An 18,566-nucleotide genomic window follows, 5' to 3' on the forward strand; every position below is an offset into this window, starting at 1 on the left:
TCCCGCGCGCGGGTGCGCCGGTGCGACGTAGGCTGTGTGCACATATCGGCCAGAAATCCGGAGCACCTTTTTCGTGAGCGAGCAGTCCCCGCGACCCCGTAAGCCCGGCAAGCCCTACCGTCGGCCGCAGAAGGACCCCGTCCGCATCCTCGCCTTCGAGGCGCTGAGGGCCGTGGACGAGCGGGACGCGTACGCCAACCTCGTCCTGCCCCCCTTGCTGCGGAAGGCGCGCGAGAAGGGCGACTTCGACGCCCGGGACGCGGCCCTCGCCACCGAGCTGGTCTACGGGACGCTGCGCCGGCAGGGGACGTACGACGCGATCATCGCCTCGTGCGTCGACCGGCCGCTCCGTGAGGTCGACCCGCCGGTGCTGGACGTGCTCAGCCTCGGCGTGCACCAGCTGCTCGGTACCCGGATCCCGAGCCACGCGGCCGTGTCCGCCTCCGTGGAACTCGCCCGGGTCGTCCTCGGCGACGGACGGGCCAAGTTCGTCAACGCCGTGCTGCGGAAGGTCGCGCGGGACGACCTCGACACCTGGATCGAACGGGTCGCGCCGCCCTACGACGACGACCCCGAGGACAACCTCGCCATCGTGCACTCGCACCCGCGCTGGGTCGTCTCCGCGCTGTGGGACTCGCTCGGCGGCCCACGTGCCGGTATCGAGGACCTGTTGGAGGCCGACAACGAACGGCCCGAGGTGACCCTGGTCGCCCGGCCCGGCCGGTCCACCACCGAGGAGCTGCTCCGCGAGGAGGCCGCGGTGCCGGGGCGCTGGTCGCCGTACGCCGTGCGGCTCAGCGAGGGCGGCGAGCCCGGGGCCGTGGCGGCCGTGAAGGAGGGCCGGGCGGGCGTCCAGGACGAGGGCAGCCAGCTGGTCGCGCTCGCCCTCGCGAACGCGCCCCTCGACGGGCCGGACGAGAAGTGGCTCGACGGGTGTGCGGGCCCCGGGGGCAAGGCCGCGCTTCTCGCCGCCTTGGCCGCCGAGCGCGGGGCGATGCTCCTCGCCTCCGAGAAGCAGCCGCACCGGGCCGGACTCGTGGCGAAGGCGCTCGCCGGGAACCCCGGGCCGTACCAGGTCGTCACCGCCGACGGGACCCGGCCGCCGTGGCGGCCCGGCAGCTTCGACCGCGTCCTGATGGACGTGCCCTGCACCGGACTCGGCGCGCTGCGCCGTCGCCCCGAGGCCCGCTGGCGGCGCCGCCCGGAGGACCTCGAAGGATTCGCACCCCTCCAGCGCGACCTGCTGCGCACCGCCCTCGAATCCGTGCGCGTCGGCGGTGTGGTGGGCTACGCGACCTGCTCACCGCACCTCGCCGAGACCCGCGCCGTCGTCGACGACGTGCTCAAGCAGTACCCGCACACCGAACTGATCGACGCCCGGCCGCTGTTGCCGGACGTCCCGGCACTCGGTGAGGGTCCCGACGTACAGCTGTGGCCGCATCTGCACGGGACCGACGCGATGTATCTGGCGCTGATCCGCCGGACCGGGTGACCTGCGGTCCGCGGTGGTCGGAGTCTCGGCAACGGGCCGGTCGGGTCGTACCTGACGAGGTCCTGCGCGAGCCGCCGGCCGAGAGGCGCGGTGGTCCGGCGCGGTGGTCCGAGGAGGGACTGCCGTCGGGCCGTCGGCGCTGCGCTCCGCTCCGATGACGGACTGCCGACCGCCGGGGTGGTGCGGAGGTTCCGGGGGCTGCTGATCGCCGGGGTGGCGCAGCGCGCAGCGCGCAGCGGCCTGCCGACCGCTGCGGTGGTGCAGCACGCTGCGGCCTGCGGCCTGCGGCCTGCGGCCTGCGGCCTGCGGCCTGCTGACCGCCTGAGCGACTGCCCGCCGGGCCGACCGACCGACTGCCTGTCTGCCTGCCTGCCGGGCCGACCGACTGGCTGCCTGCCCGGCGCCTGCGCCCGCCCGCGCCTGCCCGCCTGCCCGCCTGCCTGCCCGGCGCCCGCCCGCCCGCCCGCCCGGCGCCCGCCCGTCTGCCTGCCCGGCGCCCGCCTGCCCGCCTGCCTGCCCGGCGCCCGCCCGCCCGCCCGCCCGGCGCCCGCCTGCCCGCCTGCCTGCCCGGCGCCCGCCCGCCCGCCCGGCGCCCGCCCGTCTGCCTGCCCGGCGCCCGCCTGCCCGTCTGCCTGCCCGGCGCCCGCGCCCCGCCGCCCGCTCGGTCTCGCCCCCGGTCCTACGGACCTCGTGGACGGCCCCAGTCGGGCAAGCCGCCCCTCCTCTTGCCTGAGGTGCCTGCACCCCCCCCGCCCACTCCGACCCGGCCGTCACACCACGCGCCGGAGTGCCTCCGCCGTGAGATCGGCGAGCCTCGGATATCCGTCCACGGCCATGATCAGGTCCGTCTCCGCGAGGAGTGAGCGCAGGACGTGCACGATGCCGTCCGTGCCGCCGAGGGCGAGGCCGTAGGCGTACGGGCGGCCGATGCCCACGGCGGTGGCGCCCAGAGCGATCGCCTTGACGATGTCGGCGCCGCTGCGGACGCCCGAGTCGAACAGGACCGGGAGGCCGTCCGCCGCCTCGACCACGGCCGGGAGCGCGTCGAGGGCGGGGAGGCCGCCGTTGGCCTGGCGGCCGCCGTGGTTCGAGCAGTAGACGCCGTCCACGCCGCCGTCCTTGGCCCGGCGTACGTCCTCGGGGTGGCAGATGCCCTTGATGATGAGGGGGAGCGTGGTGAGGGAGCGCAGCCAGGGCAGGTCGTCCCAGGTGAGAGGGTTGCCGAAGAGCTGGGTCCAGAGCAGGATCGCGGACTGGGGGTCCTCCTCCGGGGTGCGGGCGAGGCGGGCGCGGAAGACCGGGTCGCCGGTGTAGTTGGCGAGGCAATGGCCGCGCAGCTGGGGGAAGTTGGCGGTGGACAGGTCGCGGGGGCGCCAGCCGGTGACCCAGGTGTCCAGGGTGACCACGATGCCCTTGTAGCCGGCCTGCTCGGCCCGGTGGACGAGGCTCGCGGCGAGGTCGCGGTCGGTGGGGGTGTACAGCTGGAAGAGGCCCGGGGTGTCCCCGAACTCGGCGGCGACCTCCTCCAGCGGGTCGACCGTCAGCGTGGAGGCCACCATCGGCACGCCGGTGCGCGCGGCGGCCCGTGCGGTCGCCAGGTCGCCGTGCCCGTCCTGGGCGCAGAGACCGATGACACCGACCGGTGCCATGAACACGGGGGACGGCAGCCGCATCCCGAACAGGTCGACGGACAGGTCGCGTTCGGCCGCGCCGACGAACATACGGGGGACCAGACCCCAGTGGTCGAAGGCGGTCACGTTGGCCCGCTGGGTACGTTCGTCACCGGCGCCGCCCGCGACGTACGACCACACGGAGGGCGGCAGCGCCGAGCGCGACCGGTCCTCCAGCTCCGCGAAGGCCATCGGGAAGGGCGGGACGATGCCGCCGAGCCCGTTCAGGTAGATCTCGTTCTGATAGGCGCCGAAGGGTTGTCCCATGGCATCTCATCTCCCTCTTCGCTCGCGCACGCGGCCTGAGGGAGATCGTCGCCGCTCGACGCGGGTGAGCGCTGCCGAACCTCACTGAAGTACGGGATTTTCACATCGGGCCCGCCTCTTCCACACCGCCCCACTCAGCGCCCCGAAGGGGCGCGGGGAACTGCGCGCCCAGCCACAGCGGACCCGCACCAGCCACAGCGGACCCGCACCAGGCAAAGCACCGCATCCTCGACGGACCGATGCGGCCAACCCCTGGAGGGCATGGCAGGCTTGGGGCATGGCCGTGCAGATCAACCCCAGCATCCTGTCCGCCGACTTTGCCCGTCTCGCCGAGGAGGCGAAGGCGGTGGAGGTCGCCGACTGGCTCCACGTCGACGTCATGGACAACCACTTCGTCCCGAACCTCACGCTCGGTGTGCCGGTCGTAGAGTCACTGGCGCGGGCGACGGACATTCCGCTGGACTGCCATCTGATGATCGAGGACGCCGATCGCTGGGCGCCCCAGTACGTCGAGGCGGGTGCCTCCTCCGTCACCTTCCACGTGGAGGCGGCCGGCGCGCCGGTGCGGCTCGCCCGGGAGATCCGGGCCAAGGGCGCCCGCGCCTCCATGGCGCTGAAGCCCGCGACGCCCATCGAGCCGTACGAGGATCTGCTGCCCGAGCTCGACATGCTGCTGATCATGACCGTGGAGCCGGGCTTCGGCGGTCAGCCGTTCCTCGACATCATGCTGCCGAAGATCCGCCGTACCCGTGAGTTGATCAGGAAGCACGGGCTGGAGCTGTGGCTGCAGGTCGACGGCGGAGTTTCGGCCTCCACGATCGAGCGCTGCGCGGAGGCCGGCGCGGACGTGTTCGTCGCCGGTTCGGCGGTGTACGGGGCATCCGACCCGGCCCAGGCGGTACGTGCACTGCGCACGCAGGCGGAGACGGCCACCGGCAAGGCATCCTGGGCGTGCGACCACTGAGCGGCAGGTATGTGAACGGCGGCCATCAAGGCTGATCAAGTACGCCGGATCTGCGAGGATGAACGGCGAACCCAGAGTGTGAACAGCAGTGAGGAGAACGCCGTGTCGGGTATGTCGGCGGGCCGGTCAGCCATGCGGATGGGACCCGCAGAGCTGGTGCAGGCGGCGGCCATGGCCCGCCGCTTCTACCTCGAGGGCAAGTCCAAGATCCAGATCGCGGAGGAGTTCGGCGTCAGCCGCTTCAAGGTGGCCCGGGTCCTGGAGACCGCCCTCGAACGGGATCTCGTACGCATCGAGATCCGAGTACCGGCCGAGCTGGACGCGGAGCGCTCGGACGCGCTGCGCGCCCGGTACGGCCTGAGGCACGCCGTCGTGGTCGAGTCCCCGGCCGAGGTCAGCGAGGAGTCGCCCGACCCCGAGAACCTCGGGGAGGTCGCGGCCGACCTGCTCGGCGAGCTGGTCAACGAGGGCGATGTGCTCGGCCTCGCGTGGGGCCGGTCCACCATCCACATGGCGGCGGCCCTCGACCGGCTGCCGCCCTGCACGGTGGTCCAGCTGACGGGTGTGTACGACGCCGGGACCGCCGAGCGCGGCTCGGTCGAGGCCGTACGGCGGGCCGCGCAGGTGTCGGGCGGCGACGCCCACCCCATCTACGCGCCGATGCTGCTGCCGGACGCCGCCACCGCGGAGGCGCTGCGCCACCAGACGGGGATCGCCCGGGCCTTCGAGTACTTCGACAAGGTCACGGTCGCCTGTGTCTCCATCGGCTCCTGGGAGCCGGGCATCTCGACGGTCTACGACATGCTCAGCGACGAGGAGCGGGCGCACTACTCGTCCCTCGGTGTCGCCGCCGAGACGTCCGCGCACCTCTTCGACGCCGAGGGCCGCCGGGTCGGCCGGGACCTGGGCGAGCGGTGCATCACCGTCAAGGCGGACCAGCTGCGCCGTATCCCCGAGGTCGTCGCGATCGCGGGCGGGCAGCGGAAGGCGGCGGCGATCGACGCGGTGCTGCGGTCCGGTCTGGTCACCAGCCTGGTGACGGACACCGCGGCGGCGGACTATCTGATGACGGCCGGGGCGTCGCCGAAGTCGGCGCTCAGCCGGACGGACCCCGACGGGATCTGAAGGGATCCGAGGGGCCCTGACAGCAGGTCATGAAGGGGCGGCCGTGGCAGCATCGGGCGCATGCTGCTGCGGTCCGTCTCCCGAGTGCTCCTCGTCTGTCTCGCCCTGCTGCTGCCGGTCGGCTGTTCGTCCGCGGACACGAGCGGCGGTACGAGCGGCGGTACGGGCACCGTCAAGGCGTCCCAACTCCCCGCCGAGGCACGGCGGACGCTCGCCCTCATCGATCGGGGCGGCCCCTTCCCGTACGCCAAGGACGGGGTCGTCTTCGGGAACTACGAGAAGCTGCTGCCCCAGCAAAAGCGCGGCTACTACCACGAATACACCGTCAGGACGCCGGGCTCGCGCGATCGCGGGGCCCGGCGCATTGTCACCGGGCAGGGCGGCGAGATCTACTACACCGATGATCACTACAAGTCGTTCAGGACGGTACTGAGATGACACAGCTCGCGGTCACGCTGGACCTCGACGGGGTCACGGACAAGGCCGGCCTGATGGACCGCTGTGCCCGCGCGCTGTCCCTGCCCGACTGGTTCGGCCGCAACTGGGACGCCCTCGCCGACAGCCTCGGCGACCACACGGTGTGGCCCGACGGCGCCGTGGAGCGGGGGCTGCTGGTCGTCGTACGGAACTGGCAGTCGTACGCCAAGGCCCGGCCGGACGAGTGGGAGACCGCCGTCGACGTCTTCGGTGACGCGGTCGACGGCACGCCGAACCTCTCGGTGGTGCTCGCGCTCGGCGGACTCGGCCGCTAGCCCGATTGTCCGAGGCGGCTGGCAGAGTGTTCGGTATGGAGCAACAGGAGCAGCGCACGTCCGTCCGTCTCGTGGTCGTGGACCCGGACCTCGACGCGCAGTGCGACCGGGTGGAGGAACACTTGCTGGCGCCCCTGGCCGAGACCGCCGGCGGGGCGAGTGGGCATGCGCTCTTCGCGGACGGGCTCGCGGCCTTCCGGCGGGTGCGGGAGACACTCGCCGACGCGGTGGCGCGGGGCCCCAAGGTGTGGACGCCGAACGGCCGTTGGGAACACGAGGGCCTGCGCATCGTCGAACTCCCCACGGAGGACACGGACTTGCTGTACGCCCTGCTGCGCGAGCTGTCCGGGCTCCTCGTGGCACCGCCGGACCTGCCCGACCCCTCGGGCGTCGTGGCCGCCGTCCGCGGCACCGTCCTGACCCCGGAGAAGACCGCCGTCGGTCTGGTCGGCGCGCTGGCGCGGGTGCTGTCCCTGGTGGACCTCACGCCCGACGCCGACACGGCCACCCTCTTCGCGGCGATCGAGGCGGCCGACGGCGAGGACGTGAGACTCGGCTACGGGCAGGACGAGGCGTGGCAGCGCCTCGCCCACCGGCTCACGATGCTGCTGACGGAGTCGGCTCCGCTGCACCGCTTCCTGTACTGATCCGGCCGCCGCTCAGCGGGAGCGGCGCCCGCGGCGGGCGACGACCAGGGCTGCCGAGCCCAGCAGCGCGGCTCCGGCCGCCGCGGTGGCGACGAGTGCCAGGGGGCCCGTGCCGGTGTGGGGCAGTGTGCCGCCCGAGGATGCCTCCGCGGTCGGTGTGGCCGACGCGGCGCCGCCCGATGCTCCCGATGCGGGCGATGTGCCCGGCGTGGGTGACGTTCCGGACGTGCCCGACGTCGGTGACGCGGTCGATGTGTCCAGGGCGAACGTGACGCTGTCGTTGGCCGCGTTCGGGTCGTGGAGCGGGATGCCGGCCGGGCCGGGGAGCACGGTCGCCGTGCCCTTGGCGCCGTCGTAGTCCTTGGTGGCCTTGCCCCACAGCACGAAGAGCTGGCTCTTGCCGGCGGCGAGACCGTGCGGCACGGGGCACACGTAGTGCCGGTGGCCCGCCTTGAAGGGAGCCGTCTGCGTGCTGCTGACCCAGAGGAGGCATTCGCCGTAGGGGCCGTCCTCCCCCTCCTCGAAGGCGTTGCCGGTCGCGACCGTGCCCTGGGGCAGGACGACGTCGACGAGGGCGACGGCCTTGTTGTCCGCGCTGAACACGGAGGCCGGACCGTGGTCCACGGCGTTGAGCTCCAGGGTCCATGCGCCCGTCTCGCGGCCGGGTTTCACGGCCGCCGTGGCGGCGAGGTCGGCGGAGCTGTCGGCCGAGACGGTGACCCGGCCCGTGGCACCGCTCTCGAAGCCGTCCCCCGCTCCGGACGCGGGCACCAGGGCGAGTGCCGGCCCGGTGCCCCGGTCGGAGCCGCCGCCGGGTTGCTCGCCGGGCTTCAGCAGTTCGGCCGAGTAGTCGGTCACGGCGGTCAGGACGTGGGCGCCGACCGTGGCGGTCAGCGGGCTGCTCAGCTCCACGGTGGCGCCGGCGGCCACCGGGGCCGTGAAGACGCAGGTGACGGACGACTGGTTGCCGGGTTCGACGAGGTCGTCGCCGATGCCGTACATGCAGTTCGAGAACTTCCGGTCGAAGACCAGACCGCCCACCGACTCCCAACGAAGCATGATGCGCCGGTCGGTGGCCAGGTCGCCGGTGTTGCGGAGCCGGAGCGGAAGGCCGATCCGGGACCCGACCTTGGCGTGCGTGACGTCCGGGACCTTGCCGACGACCAGGTTCGGGACGCCGACGACCACCTTGGTCCGCGCGGTGGCGCCGGTGCCGTGGTCGGCGGTGACGGCGTACTTGAGGGCGCCGCTGTCGCCGAGGACGGCGCCGGTGGCCGCGCGGAGGGTGAAGTCGACCGACTCCTGCTGGTAGACGTCCTTGTTGACGCAGGTGAAGACCCGCCCGTCGGCCGTGCAGCGCGGATCGGCGACCGTGAGGCTCGCGACGCCCGCCAGGTCACGTGCGTCGATGACGAGAGAGATGTTCGTGGGCAGCGGGACCTGCGCACCGCCGTCCCCGAAGCTCCAGCTCACGGTGGCCGACTGTGCCGCCGCCCCCACGTTGAGCTGTGGCTCGGCGCTGATCGTCGCGTAGGCCTGGGTCGGAAGCGGGGACGGACCGGCGGCCACGGCGGCCGATCCGGGTGCCAGGGCGAGCGCCGCGGCAGCGAGCGCCGCGCCGAACACCGTGCGGTGGGATGTCATGCACGGTTCGACAGCAGAGGTGTCCCGAAGGTTGCCCACAAATGAATCACCGGTTCGTTCGGGCGTTCCTCCAGGGAGGCCGTCGGCCTGCTTGGACAATGATCCGAGGCTTGGCATTCCGCCCGACATGGGACAATGAAGTACGTGCTCTTCCCCCTGGCTGACCTGTCCGGGGGTCACCTCGATCGACTGGGATGTGCGGCACGTGCGTTTCCTCAACGACATCCAGCCCCCGTACGACCTGACGTACGACGACGTCTTCATGGTGCCGCGCCGCAGCGCGGTCGGCTCGCGTCAGGGCGTGGACCTCAGCTCCCCGGACGGCACGGGCACCACGATCCCGCTGGTCGTCGCCAACATGACCGCCATCGCCGGGCGGCGCATGGCCGAGACGCTGGCCCGGCGCGGCGGGCTCGTGGTCATCCCGCAGGACATCCCGATCGAGGTCGTCACCGAGGTCGTCGCCTGGGTGAAGAGCCGCCACCTCGTCCTGGACACCCCGATCCGGCTGGCCCCGCACCAGACCGTCGCCGACGCGCTGGCCCTGCTGCCCAAGCGCGCGCACAACGCGGGTGTCGTCGTGGACGAGGACCAGCGGCCCGTCGGTGTCGTCACCGACGCCGACCTCACCGGGGTGGACCGCTTCACGCAGCTCGCCGAGGTCATGTCCCGGGACCTGCTGCTGCTCGACGCTGACATCGACCCGCGCGAGGCGTTCAACAAGCTGGACGGCGCCAACCGCCGCTATGCCCCCGCCGTCGACAAGGACGGCAAGCTGGCCGGCATCCTCACCCGCAAGGGCGCCCTGCGCGCCACGCTGTACTCGCCCGCTGTCGACGCGGACGGCAAGCTGCGGATCGCCGCCGCCGTCGGCATCAACGGCGACTTCGTCCAGAAGGCCAAGCAGTTGCTGGACGCGGGCGTGGACACGCTCGTCATCGACACGGCCCACGGCCACCAGGAGTCGATGATCAGCGCGATCAGGCAGGTGCGGGCCCTCGATCCGCGGGTACCGATCGTGGCCGGCAACATCGTCGCCGCCGAGGGTGTCAAGGACCTCATCGACGCGGGCGCCGACATCATCAAGGTCGGCGTCGGCCCCGGCGCGATGTGCACCACCCGCATGATGACCGGCGTCGGCCGCCCGCAGTTCTCGGCGGTCATGGAGTGCGCCGCCGAGGCGAAGAAGTACGGCAAGCACGTGTGGGCCGACGGCGGTGTCCGGCACCCGCGCGATGTGGCGATGGCCCTGGCGGCCGGCGCGTCCAACGTCATGATCGGCTCGTGGTTCGCGGGGACGTACGAGTCGCCGGGCGACCTCCAGCAGGACGCCAACGGGCGCCTCTACAAGGAGTCGTTCGGCATGGCGTCCGCGCGCGCGGTCCGCAACCGCACGTCGGACGAGTCGGCCTACGACCGCGCCCGCAAGGCGCTGTTCGAGGAGGGCATCTCCACCTCCCGCATGTTCCTCGACCCGGCCCGCCCGGGCGTCGAGGACCTGATCGACTCGATCATCGCGGGCGTCCGCTCCTCCTGCACCTACGCCGGCGCCGCCTCCCTGGAGGAGTTCGCCGAGCAGGCCATCGTCGGCATCCAGAGCGCGGCCGGCTACGCGGAGGGCAAGCCGCTGCACGCCAGCTGGAGCTGAGCAACTTCCTTTCCGGCTGGTCGGGCACGCGGAGGTGATCCGGGGCGGGTGCGCGGCCCCGGTGGTCCGGGCCACTCTGCGCGGCCCCGGTGGTCCGGGCCGCCGTGCGCGGCTGCCCGGAGAGCAACGGTCTCGCCGTCTGGCCCCCGCGACTGCGCTCGCGCAGCATCGGCGGCGCGCTGATCCGGCGTGCCGAGGAACTGGCCCGGGACCACGGCCGTACCGTCGTCGGCCTGGGCGTCGCGGCCGACAACCCGAGGGCCGCGGCCCTCTACGCGAGGCTCGGCTACCGGCGCCTGACGGACTGCGTGGACCGCTGGTCGTACGCGGGCCGCGACGGGGTGATCCGCGAGTGCGTGGACCCCTGCACCTTCCTCGCCAAGGAACTGCCGTCAGGCCCCCTTGACGTCAAGGGGGCCTGACGCAACGCTGAACCCATGACGACACCCCAGAGCATCGAACCCGAGCACACCCTCCTCACCGCCGTCGCCCGCCTCGACCACCTCCGCACCCGCGAGTCCCTCGCCGGCTTCGGCAGCGACGCCGAGGCCCTCGACCGCACCGAGATGCTGGAGCTGCTCGCCCTGAGCGAGGTAGTCGCCCGCAAGGCGGCCTACGGCCGTCAGCTCACCGTCCGCGCGGCCCGTGAGGCCGGTGCCTCCTGGACGCAGATCGGGGCCGCGCTCGGCATGAGCAAGCAGGCCGCGTGGGAGGCGCACACCCGCTGGATCGACGCACAGGCGGAGGCCTTCGGGCAGCCCGGGCGGATGGGCTTCGACGAGGGCGACGTGGCCGAGGCACGGGCCCTCGCGGGGGAGCCGGACGAGGGCTGAACCATGTTCTACTTCGTACACGGCCACCGCCGCTCCCGACCGGCACCACCCACACCGCCCGAGAAGTGATCGACCCATCGTGCTGAACCAACTCGACGAACGCATCGTGCACGCCCTCGCCGAGGACGCCCGCCGCTCCTTCGCGGACATCGGGCAGCTGGTCGGCCTGTCCGCGCCCGCCGTGAAACGGCGCGTGGACCGGCTGCGGGCCACCGGCGCCATCACCGGCTTCACCGTTCGGGTCGACCCGTCGGCGCTCGGCTGGGAGACCGAGGGGTTCGTCGAGATCTACTGCCGGCACAACACCTCCCCGGACACCATCCGGCGGGGCCTGGAGCGCTACCAGGAGGTCGTGGCCGCGTCCACCGTCACCGGCGACGCGGACGCGGTCGTCCAGGTCTTCGCCGCCGACATGCGCCACTTCGAGCGGGTGCTGGAGCGGATCGCGGGGGAGCCGTTCGTGGAACGGACCAAGTCCGTTCTGGTGCTGTCCCCGCTGCTGCGCCGCTTCTCGTCCGGCTCGCCCACATAAGCGCGACGCAGGCGCGACGCAGGTGCGACTCAGGCGCGCAGGGCCGATTGTCAGTGCCGCGCCGTACGGTCGGGGGCATGGCAGCACGAATCGATCTCACCCTCGACTGCGACGACGCCCCGCTCCTCGCCGCGTTCTGGAAGACGGCCCTCGGCTACGTCGACGAGCCACCGCCCGCGCCCTTCGCCACGCGTGCCGAGTGGATCGCCCACTACGACCCGGAGGACGACGGCGCCGAGGGCGACGGCGCGTGGCTCTGCGACCCCGACGGCGTCGGGCCGCGCCTGTCCCTCCTGAAGGTCCCCGAGCCCAAGACCGCCAAGAACCGGCTGCACCTGGACATCCGGGTGCCCGTGCGGGGCGGACCGGACGGGAGATGGGCCGCGATCAGAGCCGAGGCCGAGCGGCTGGTGGAGGCGGGCGGCCGGGTGCTCACGGAGTTCGACGGACACCATGTGGTGATGGCCGATCCCGAGGGCAACGAGTTCTGCGTGGCGGCCGGTTGAGCCCCACCCAAAGACCCTGCGCTCACTCCGCCGTCTTGCGTGCCAGCGCGTTGTTCCCTATCGAGTTGTGCACGCTGAAACTCACCGCGTCCGAGCGGTAGCGGTCGTCCGACCACTCGACAGGGCGTCCTTCGCGGGTGGTCGTGACCCGGCGGACCCGCAGCAGCGGGCTGGTCCGGCGGATGCCCAGCAACTCCGCGTCCTGCGCGCCCGCGGCGACCGCGTCGATGACGTGCTCGCCGTAGGCGAAGACCAACCCCGTGTCGTCGTACAGGCGTTGGGTGACCGAGGGGCAGTCGGGCTCGATCGCCTCGACGGCGGGGGAGATCCAGTCGGCGTACACCGTCCGCTCCAGGAGGACCGGCTCGCCGTCCAGTCCGCGGACCCGCAGGACGTGCAACACCGGGGTGTTCTCGGGGAGTTGGAGGCGTACGGCGTCCTCGGCCGTGGCCGGGCGGTACGCCTGCTCGACCACGTGTCCGGTCGCCTCGCGCTCCATCGCGCGCGCCCACTCGGCGAAGCTGCGCAGCTCGGCGAAGCTCTGGCTGCGGCGGCTGGCCAGCACCACCCGGCGGGCGCCCTGACGGGAGCCGATCAGCCCCTCGGCGGTGAGGGCGGCGACGGCCTGGCGGACCGTGCCACGCGAGACGCCGTACTGGGCCGCGAGGTCCGTCTCCGCGGGCAGCCGGCTGCCGACTGTGTACTCCTCGCGGTCGATGGCTTTTCGCAGCTCGTCGGCGATCTCCTCGTGTCGCGCCGTCATGCTTCCCCTCTGAGTCGGTCACTGTGCACAGCGTGAGCAGCGTAGTCGAGTTCCCCCGGTGATCCGTGTCAGCCGGGAGTGTGCAGGGAATAGGGGGTCACGGTTTCGCCAATGTTTACGAACAAGACACCATTGGCGGGCGTACTGAGGCCAACTTGTTCAGACAAGTTCTCCGCTCTGCTCTAACCCTCGTGCGCACCCCTGGAGAGACCGTGACCGTGTCCCCGCCGAGAAACGCCGTCCTGGGTGGTTCCCTCGCCGTCGTCGCCGCGCTCGCCCTCAGCGCCTGCGGCGCCGCTCCCACCAACTCGTCGACCACCGCCGACGGCAAGAACGCCGCGACCGCCGCCTCCGCCGCCGACTTCGGCGGCATGGACGCCCTGGTGAAGGCCGCCAAGAAGGAGGGCGCGCTGCACATCATCGCGGTGCCCCGTGACTGGGCCAACTACGGCGCCCTCATCGACGGCTTCACCAAGAAGTACGGCATCAAGATCACGGACGAGAACCCGGACGGCTCCAGCCAGGACGAGATCAACGCCGTGACGTCGAGGAAGGGCCAGGACCGCGCGCCCGACGTCCTCGACCTCGGCTCCTCCTTCGCGCTCAGCGCCGCCCAGCAGGGCCTGCTCGCGCCGTACAAGGTCGCCTCCTTCGACCAGATCCCCGAGGGCCAGAAGGACCCGAAGGGGCAGTGGTTCAACGACTACGGCGGCTACATCTCCATCGGCTGCGACGCCAAGCGCGTCAAGACCTGTCCGACGACCTTCGCGGACCTGCTCAAGCCGCAGTACAAGGGCCAGGTCGCCCTCAACGGCAACCCCACCAAGTCGGGTTCGGCCTTCGGCGGCGTGTACGCGGCGGCGCTCGCCAACAAGGGCTCCTTCGACGACATCCAGCCCGGCCTGGACTTCTTCGCCAAGCTGAAGAAGAACGGCAACTACACGCCCGTCGAGTCGACCCCGGCCACCGTCGAGAAGGGCGAGACGCCCATCTCCATCGACTGGGACTACCTCAACGCCGGTTACGCCGACGAGTTCAAGTCCAAGGGCCTCGACTGGAAGGTCTCCATCCCGAGCGACGGCCAGTACGCGCAGTACTACTCGCAGGCCATCAACAAGGACGCCCCGCACCCGGCGGCGGCCCGCCTGTGGCAGGAGTACCTGTACAGCGCCGAGGGCCAGAACCTGTGGCTCAAGGGGTACGCGCGTCCGGCGCTCATGACGTCCATGGAGGCGGCCGGCACGCTCGACAAGACCGCCGCCGCCAAGCTCCCCAAGGTCTCCGGTACGCCGTCCTTCCCGACCGAGGCCCAGCAGAGCAAGGCCAAGACCGTCATCGCGCAGGGCTGGGCGAAGGCCGTCTCCGGATGACGGCCACGCTCACGCGGGCCGACGTGGTCGCCGCCGCTTCCTCGAAGCGGCGGCGGCGCGTCCCCGGCTGGATCGCCGTGGTCCCGCTGCTGGTGTTCGTCGCGGTCGCCTTCGGGGTGCCCGCCCTCGCGATGCTGAACGGCGCCTTCACCGTCAAGAACCAGACAACGGGCGCCACTTCGTACAGCACCGCCAACCTGACCGACTCGCTCCAGGGCGCCTATCTCACCGCGCTGGTCGGCAGCGTCAAGCTGTCCGCGATCTCGGGTGCCCTCGGCACGCTGCTCGGGCTGCCGCTCGCGCAGGTCGTCGTCACCTCCCGGTTCCGCGCGCTGCGCGAGGCCGTGCTCACCGCGTCCGGCGTCCTCGCCAACTTCGGCGGGGTCCCCCTCGCCTTCGCGTTCGTCGCCACGCTCGGCAACGCCGGTGTGCTGACCACCCACCTGGGCCTGAAGGACAAGGGCTGGGACCTCTACAGCTTCTGGGGCCTGGTCATCGTCTACCTGTACTTCCTCATCCCGCTGATGGTCCTCACCATCACCCCGGCGCTTGAGGGCCTGCGCACCCAGTGGCGCGAGGCCGCCCAGAACAACGGCGCCACCGGCGTCCAGTACTGGCGGCACGTCGCCCTGCCCGTCCTCGCGCCCTCCCTGCTCGGCGGATTCGTCCTGCTCTTCGGCAGCGCCTTCGCCGCGTACGCCACCGCAGCGGCCATGGTGGGCAGTTCCATCCCGCTGGTCACCCTCCAGATCGCCGACGCCATCTCCGGCAATGTGCTGGTCGGCCAGGAGAACGTGGCCCTCGCCCTCAGCCTCGACATGGTCCTGATCGCGGGCCTGGTCATGGCCGTCTACCTGCCCCTGCAACGACGGAGCGCGCGATGGCTGGACGCCTGAACCCCTGGCGGTGGGTCGTCCTCGGCCTCGCCGCCCTGTACTTCCTGGTGCCGCTCGCCGCGTCCGTGATCTTCACGGTCGACGTGCCCGGCCAGGGCGTCACCTTCGACGCCTACACCCAGATCGTCTCCGCCGACGGCTTCACCTCCAGCCTGGTGCTCTCGCTGGAACTCGCCGCCGCCACCATCGCCGTCGTCCTGCTCCTGATGGTCCCCGCCATGGTCGCGCTACGGCTCGGCGCGCCCCGGCTGCGCCCGGTCGTCGAGGTGATCTGCTCGCTGCCACTGGTGGTGCCGCCGATCGCGTTCGTCGCGGGTATCGCCACGGTCCTCAAGTGGGGCCCCGACTACCTGTCCCGCACCCCGCTGTTCGAGACCTTCGTCGCCATCCAGAACCCGAGCTTCCCCTTCGTGCTCGTCCTCGCCTACGTCGTGATGGCGCTGCCGTTCGTGTACCGGGCGCTGGACTCCGGGCTCCGGGCCATCGACGTGAAGACGCTCGTCGAGGCCGCCCGCAGCTGCGGCGCCGGCTGGCCGCAGGCGCTGGTGCGGGCCGTACTGCCCAACCTGCGCGGGGCGTTGCTCAACGCGTCCTTCCTCACGCTGGCGCTGGTGCTCGGCGAGTTCACCGTGGCCCAACTGCTCGGCTTCCAGCCCTTCGCCGTGTGGATCTACAGCGTCGGCGGGTCCAACGCCCAGCTCTCCGTCGCCGTCTCCGTGCTCAGCCTGGTCGTCACCTGGGCACTCCTCCTCACGCTCGCCGGTGTCGGCGGGCGCGACAAAACCGCTTCGTCCCGGGGATGAACCATGACCGCCACCACGCTTGAGAAGACCGCCACGGAGAACGCCGCCACCGTCGAATTCCGGGGCCTGCGCCGGGAGTTCGGCCCCACGGTCGCCCTCGACGGACTCGACCTGACCGTCCGGCCCGGCGAGTTCCTGGCCCTGCTCGGCCCCTCCGGCTGCGGCAAGACCACCGCGCTGCGCATGCTCGCCGGCTTCGAACACCCCACCTCCGGCGAGGTGTTGGTGGACGGCAAGGACGTCACCGGCGTCCCCGCCCACCGCCGCGACGCCGGGATGGTCTTCCAGTCGTACAGCCTCTTCCCGCATCTCAACGCCCTCGACAACGTCGCCTTCGGCCTGCGCATGCGCAAGGTGGGCACGGCCGAACGACGGTCCCGCGCGGCCGAGTTGCTCGACCTCGTCGGGCTCGGGGACAAGGGCGAGCGCTTCCCGCACCAGCTCTCCGGCGGCCAGCAGCAGCGCGTCGCGCTGGCCCGCGCGCTCGCCCTGCGCCCGCGCGTGCTGCTCCTGGACGAACCGCTGTCGGCGCTCGACGCCAAGGTGCGCCTCAACCTGCGCGAGGAGATCCGCCGCCTCCAGCAGGAACTCGGCATCACCACACTGTTCGTGACGCACGATCAGGAAGAGGCACTGTCCATCGCCGACCGGGTCGCCGTGATGCGTGCCGGAAAACTCGAACAGTGCGCCGCACCGGCCGAGTTGTACGGCCGCCCCGCGACCGCGTTCGTCGCCGAGTTCGTCGGCACGATGAGCCGGCTCCCGGGGCACCTCAAGGACGGGGTCGTCGAAGTACTCGGCCAGCGGCTGCCGGTCGACGGTGAGGCGCCGGCCGGACCCGAAGTCGACGTGCTCGTACGGCCCGAGGCGATCCACGTGAACGCCGACGACGCCGGAGACGCGCGTGTCGTCGGCACGGCTTTCCTGGGCGCGGTCGTCCGTGTCACCGTACGGCTCGGCGACGGCACCGAGGTCAAGGCCGACCTCCCCACGCACGAGGCCACCACCCTGGGCGCCGGAGTCGCCGTACGCGTGTCGCTGCCGGAGCGGCCGGTACTCGTGGCAGAGCGCGTCAACCCGTAGGGCCCACGGGCCCGTTGTGAACCCGCAGTGAAAGAGAGAGACGTGACCCCCCACACCCAACTCCCGCTCCAGGCCGTCCTGTTCGACATGGACGGCACGCTCGTCGACACCGAGCGGCTGTGGTGGGAGGCGGTGGAGCAGGTCGCGGGCAGAACCCTGACCGAGGCGGACCAGCCGGAGGTGCTCGGCCGCCCGGTCGAGCACACCGCCGACTGGCTCGCCACGACCACGGGCGCGTCGGCGACGGACCTCGCGGCCGAACTGCACCGGGAGTTCGCCGTCCGCGTCCGCACCGGCATCGTGCCCCGCCCCGGCGCGCTCGACCTCCTCGACGCCCTCGCCCGCGACGGCGTCCCCACCGCCCTGGTCACCGCGTCCCCCCGCGCGGTCGCCGACACCGTCCTCGACGCCCTCGGCGCGAGCCGCTTCGCCGTCTCCGTCACCGCCGACGACACCGGGCCCACCAAGCCCGCCCCGGACCCCTACCTCGCCGCCTGCCGCGCCCTCGGCGTCGACCCGGCGGCCTGCGTGGCCGTCGAGGACACCCAGACCGGCGTCAGCTCCGCCGAGGCGGCCGGCTGCGCGGTCCTCGCCGTACCGTCGCTGGCCCCGATCGACACGGCCCCCGGCCGGACGGTCCGGGCGAGCCTGGTCGGGGTGACCCCGGCGGACCTGCGCGCGATGGTGGCACACGAATCGCCGTACGAGCTACGCGTGTTGACCTGGAACCTCTGGCTCGGCGGCAGCAAGGTCGACGACCACCGGACCAAGCAGCTCAAGGCCATCGCGGAGACCGGCGCCGACGTGGTCGGCCTCCAGGAGACGGGCGGCACCGCCGCCGGGGAACTCGCCGAGGCGCTCGGCTGGCACCACCACCGCGCGGGCGAGAACCTCGGCGTCATCAGCCGCCACCCGATCACCGCCCGTTTCGGCGACCCGGACGTCGGCTTCTACGGAGCCGCCGGGGTACGGATCGCCGTCGCCGAGGGCCACGAGATCGACCTGTGGACCTGCCACCTCGACTACACGCCCTACGGCCCCTACGAATCCGCCTTCGACGGGCTCCCGGCCGCCGACCTGATCGCCCACGAGAAGGTACGGCTCGCCCAGATGCGGGACACCCTCGGCCGGATCGCGGAGGTGGCCGAGGACGCCGTACCCGTAGTCCTCGTCGGCGATTTCAACAGCCCCTCGCACCTGGACCGGCCGGACGTGGAATGGCCGGTGACGAAGGCGGCGCAGGACGCCGGCCTGCGCGACAGCTACCGCGAAGTCCACCCGGACCCGGCCGCCGCCCCCGGTCACACCTGGTCGCCGATCCACCCCCTGCACGAGGACGGCAGCGGACGCCCCGAGCCGCAGGACCGCATCGACTACGTCCTGCACAGAGGGCTGACCGTGCTCGACTCCCGCACGTTCGTCACCGGCACCCCGAGCCCCTGGCCCGACGTGTCCGCGAACTGCTGGCCCTCCGACCACGCGGCCGTCCTCACGGTCTTCGCCCTGCCCCGGCCGTAGGGACACGCAACGAATCGCCGCCGCACCCCACCCGCACGCAACGAACCGCTCAC

19 protein-coding genes are annotated in these 18,566 nt (G+C 72.2%); 16 read left to right on the forward strand and 3 right to left on the reverse strand.

All coding sequences use genetic code 11. From position 1 onward, the window contains the following. Window positions 1-73 precede the first annotated feature (73 nt). Complete coding sequence (locus ACIQBL_RS41960; protein WP_401952490.1) at window positions 74-1,492, forward strand: RsmB/NOP family class I SAM-dependent RNA methyltransferase; 1,419 nt, start codon at window positions 74-76, stop codon at window positions 1,490-1,492. A gap of 770 nt (window positions 1,493-2,262) precedes the next feature. On the opposite strand, the gene ACIQBL_RS41965 is transcribed toward ACIQBL_RS41960, so the two are convergent. Next, complete coding sequence (locus ACIQBL_RS41965; RefSeq protein ID WP_401952492.1) at window positions 2,263-3,429, reverse strand: alpha-hydroxy-acid oxidizing protein; 1,167 nt, start codon at window positions 3,427-3,429, stop codon at window positions 2,263-2,265. Window positions 3,430-3,706: 277 nt separating this feature from the next. On the opposite strand from ACIQBL_RS41965, the gene rpe reads away from it, so the two are divergent. The 5 genes from rpe to ACIQBL_RS41990 all read left to right on the forward strand — a co-directional run bounded on the left by rpe (window position 3,707) and on the right by ACIQBL_RS41990 (window position 6,917). Then, window positions 3,707-4,393: a ribulose-phosphate 3-epimerase gene (gene rpe, locus ACIQBL_RS41970; protein WP_401952495.1), complete on the forward strand. Its 687-nt coding sequence runs from the start codon at window positions 3,707-3,709 to the stop codon at window positions 4,391-4,393. 78 nt (window positions 4,394-4,471) lie between these two features. Continuing rightward, a complete protein-coding gene (locus ACIQBL_RS41975) occupies window positions 4,472-5,518 on the forward strand; it encodes a sugar-binding transcriptional regulator (protein ID WP_401952497.1) in 1,047 nt (348 codons plus the stop codon). 60 nt (window positions 5,519-5,578) lie between these two features. Further along, window positions 5,579-5,956 (forward strand): ribonuclease domain-containing protein, encoded by a 378-nt coding sequence (locus ACIQBL_RS41980; protein ID WP_401952500.1) that lies wholly within the window; start codon window positions 5,579-5,581, stop codon window positions 5,954-5,956. After that, the gene (locus tag ACIQBL_RS41985) at window positions 5,953-6,270 is read left to right on the forward strand and encodes a barstar family protein (RefSeq protein WP_401952503.1); all 318 of its coding nucleotides are present in this window, start codon (window positions 5,953-5,955) and stop codon (window positions 6,268-6,270) included. The genes ACIQBL_RS41980 and ACIQBL_RS41985 overlap by 4 nt, the downstream gene beginning before the upstream one ends. Before the next feature lie 35 nt (window positions 6,271-6,305). Next, a complete protein-coding gene (locus ACIQBL_RS41990) occupies window positions 6,306-6,917 on the forward strand; it encodes a hypothetical protein (RefSeq protein ID WP_401952505.1) in 612 nt (203 codons plus the stop codon). Between the two features lie 12 nt (window positions 6,918-6,929). Here the strand turns inward: ACIQBL_RS41990 and ACIQBL_RS41995 are convergent, their stop codons facing one another. Beyond that, window positions 6,930-8,561 carry a hypothetical protein gene (locus ACIQBL_RS41995; protein WP_401952507.1) on the reverse strand — a complete coding sequence of 544 codons (1,632 nt, stop codon included), beginning with the start codon at window positions 8,559-8,561 and terminating at the stop codon, window positions 6,930-6,932. A gap of 205 nt (window positions 8,562-8,766) precedes the next feature. Here ACIQBL_RS41995 and ACIQBL_RS42000 point away from each other — a divergent pair, with 205 nt between their 5' ends. From ACIQBL_RS42000 to ACIQBL_RS42020, 5 genes are all read left to right on the forward strand, one after another. Then, window positions 8,767-10,209 (forward strand): GuaB1 family IMP dehydrogenase-related protein, encoded by a 1,443-nt coding sequence (locus ACIQBL_RS42000; RefSeq protein ID WP_401952510.1) that lies wholly within the window; start codon window positions 8,767-8,769, stop codon window positions 10,207-10,209. An 89-nt stretch (window positions 10,210-10,298) separates the two neighbouring features. Beyond that, window positions 10,299-10,631, forward strand: coding sequence for a GNAT family N-acetyltransferase (locus ACIQBL_RS42005; RefSeq protein ID WP_401952512.1), 333 nt, complete (start codon window positions 10,299-10,301; stop codon window positions 10,629-10,631). Window positions 10,632-10,646: 15 nt separating this feature from the next. Continuing rightward, window positions 10,647-11,042 carry a hypothetical protein gene (locus ACIQBL_RS42010; RefSeq protein ID WP_043683388.1) on the forward strand — a complete coding sequence of 132 codons (396 nt, stop codon included), beginning with the start codon at window positions 10,647-10,649 and terminating at the stop codon, window positions 11,040-11,042. Between the two features lie 79 nt (window positions 11,043-11,121). Further along, window positions 11,122-11,574 carry an Lrp/AsnC family transcriptional regulator gene (locus ACIQBL_RS42015; RefSeq protein ID WP_401952515.1) on the forward strand — a complete coding sequence of 151 codons (453 nt, stop codon included), beginning with the start codon at window positions 11,122-11,124 and terminating at the stop codon, window positions 11,572-11,574. Between the two features lie 77 nt (window positions 11,575-11,651). Then, window positions 11,652-12,080, forward strand: a complete 429-nt coding sequence (locus tag ACIQBL_RS42020; protein WP_401952518.1) for a VOC family protein — start codon at window positions 11,652-11,654, stop codon at window positions 12,078-12,080. A 22-nt stretch (window positions 12,081-12,102) separates the two neighbouring features. Here the strand turns inward: ACIQBL_RS42020 and ACIQBL_RS42025 are convergent, their stop codons facing one another. Next, a complete protein-coding gene (locus tag ACIQBL_RS42025; RefSeq protein ID WP_401952521.1) occupies window positions 12,103-12,843 on the reverse strand; it encodes a GntR family transcriptional regulator in 741 nt (246 codons plus the stop codon). A gap of 212 nt (window positions 12,844-13,055) precedes the next feature. Here ACIQBL_RS42025 and ACIQBL_RS42030 point away from each other — a divergent pair, with 212 nt between their 5' ends. From ACIQBL_RS42030 to ACIQBL_RS42050, 5 genes are read left to right on the forward strand one after another with little or no spacing between them, the layout of a single operon-like run. Further along, the gene (locus ACIQBL_RS42030; RefSeq protein ID WP_401952524.1) at window positions 13,056-14,213 is read left to right on the forward strand and encodes an ABC transporter substrate-binding protein; all 1,158 of its coding nucleotides are present in this window, start codon (window positions 13,056-13,058) and stop codon (window positions 14,211-14,213) included. Then, window positions 14,210-15,109, forward strand: coding sequence for an ABC transporter permease (locus ACIQBL_RS42035; protein ID WP_401952527.1), 900 nt, complete (start codon window positions 14,210-14,212; stop codon window positions 15,107-15,109). Before ACIQBL_RS42030 ends, ACIQBL_RS42035 begins: the two co-directional genes overlap by 4 nt. Then, window positions 15,094-15,912: an ABC transporter permease gene (locus ACIQBL_RS42040; protein ID WP_401952530.1), complete on the forward strand. Its 819-nt coding sequence runs from the start codon at window positions 15,094-15,096 to the stop codon at window positions 15,910-15,912. The genes ACIQBL_RS42035 and ACIQBL_RS42040 overlap by 16 nt, the downstream gene beginning before the upstream one ends. A 3-nt stretch (window positions 15,913-15,915) precedes the next feature. Next, window positions 15,916-16,995: an ABC transporter ATP-binding protein gene (locus ACIQBL_RS42045; protein WP_401952533.1), complete on the forward strand. Its 1,080-nt coding sequence runs from the start codon at window positions 15,916-15,918 to the stop codon at window positions 16,993-16,995. A 42-nt stretch (window positions 16,996-17,037) separates the two neighbouring features. Further along, the gene (locus ACIQBL_RS42050) at window positions 17,038-18,513 is read left to right on the forward strand and encodes an HAD-IA family hydrolase (protein ID WP_401952535.1); all 1,476 of its coding nucleotides are present in this window, start codon (window positions 17,038-17,040) and stop codon (window positions 18,511-18,513) included. Window positions 18,514-18,566 lie beyond the last annotated feature (53 nt).

Origin of the sequence: Streptomyces sp. NPDC088350, assembly GCF_044753545.1 — a bacterium.
Taxonomy (GTDB): domain Bacteria; phylum Actinomycetota; class Actinomycetes; order Streptomycetales; family Streptomycetaceae; genus Streptomyces.

Coding starts and splice junctions, on each gene's coding strand:
- ACIQBL_RS41985 (WP_401952503.1), top strand. CDS start 5,953: ATGACACAGCTCGCGGTCACGCTGGACCTCGACGGGGTCACGGACAAG.
- ACIQBL_RS42010 (WP_043683388.1), top strand. CDS start 10,647: ATGACGACACCCCAGAGCATCGAACCCGAGCACACCCTCCTCACCGCC.
- ACIQBL_RS42020 (WP_401952518.1), top strand. CDS start 11,652: ATGGCAGCACGAATCGATCTCACCCTCGACTGCGACGACGCCCCGCTC.
- ACIQBL_RS41995 (WP_401952507.1), bottom strand. CDS start 8,561: ATGACATCCCACCGCACGGTGTTCGGCGCGGCGCTCGCTGCCGCGGCG.
- ACIQBL_RS41990 (WP_401952505.1), top strand. CDS start 6,306: ATGGAGCAACAGGAGCAGCGCACGTCCGTCCGTCTCGTGGTCGTGGAC.
- ACIQBL_RS42035 (WP_401952527.1), top strand. CDS start 14,210: ATGACGGCCACGCTCACGCGGGCCGACGTGGTCGCCGCCGCTTCCTCG.
- rpe (WP_401952495.1), top strand. CDS start 3,707: ATGGCCGTGCAGATCAACCCCAGCATCCTGTCCGCCGACTTTGCCCGT.
- ACIQBL_RS42040 (WP_401952530.1), top strand. CDS start 15,094: ATGGCTGGACGCCTGAACCCCTGGCGGTGGGTCGTCCTCGGCCTCGCC.
- ACIQBL_RS41980 (WP_401952500.1), top strand. CDS start 5,579: ATGCTGCTGCGGTCCGTCTCCCGAGTGCTCCTCGTCTGTCTCGCCCTG.
- ACIQBL_RS42045 (WP_401952533.1), top strand. CDS start 15,916: ATGACCGCCACCACGCTTGAGAAGACCGCCACGGAGAACGCCGCCACC.
- ACIQBL_RS42025 (WP_401952521.1), bottom strand. CDS start 12,843: ATGACGGCGCGACACGAGGAGATCGCCGACGAGCTGCGAAAAGCCATC.
- ACIQBL_RS41965 (WP_401952492.1), bottom strand. CDS start 3,429: ATGGGACAACCCTTCGGCGCCTATCAGAACGAGATCTACCTGAACGGG.